The sequence below is a fragment of the Aeromonas sp. QDB25 genome (assembly GCF_027707725.1).
Taxonomy (GTDB): domain Bacteria; phylum Pseudomonadota; class Gammaproteobacteria; order Enterobacterales; family Aeromonadaceae; genus Aeromonas; species Aeromonas caviae.
Genome location: NZ_JAPCIZ010000251.1, coordinates 1 through 561, shown reverse-complemented (window position 1 = coordinate 561; position 561 = coordinate 1). Strand labels below are relative to the sequence as shown.

Annotated in this window: 1 protein-coding gene; it reads right to left on the bottom strand. The window is 56.3% G+C overall.

Translation table 11 applies throughout. The annotated features are described in order from the left end of the window. Positions 1 to 561: IS4 family transposase (locus PG883_RS23775; RefSeq protein ID WP_270808525.1), on the bottom strand; the 561-nt coding region annotated here is incomplete at both ends.

The window sequence follows — 561 nt, the reverse complement described above, 5'->3', positions numbered from 1 at the left end:
TTCGCTTGCTGTCCATAAAACCGCCCAGTCTGGCTATCGCCATGTAAGCCCACTGCAAGCTACCTGCTTTCTCTTTGCGCTTGCGTTTTCCCTTGTCCAGATAGCCCAGTAGCTGACATTCATCCTGAGTCAGCACCGTTTCAGCTGACTGGCTTTCTACGTGTTCCGCTTCCTTTAGCAGCCCTTGCGCCCTGAGTGCTTGCGGCAGCGTGAAGCTTTCTCTGAGCTGTAACAGCCTGACCGCGACAAACGAGAGGATCGAGACCATCCGCTCCAGATTATCCGGCTCCTCCATGCGTTGCCTCTCGGCTCCAGCTCCGGTTTTCCATGCCTTATGGAACTCCTCGATCCGCCAGCGATGGGTGTATATGTCGATGACCCGCAAGGCTTGGGCTAGTGACTCGACGGGTTCACTGGTTAACAACAGCCATTTCAACGGGGTCTCACCCTTGGGCGGGTTAATCTCCTCGGCCAGCACCGCGTTGAGCGTGATATTCCCCTGTTTTAGCGTGATGCGCCCACTGCGCAGGCTCAAGCTCGCCTTGCGGGCTGGTCGATTTT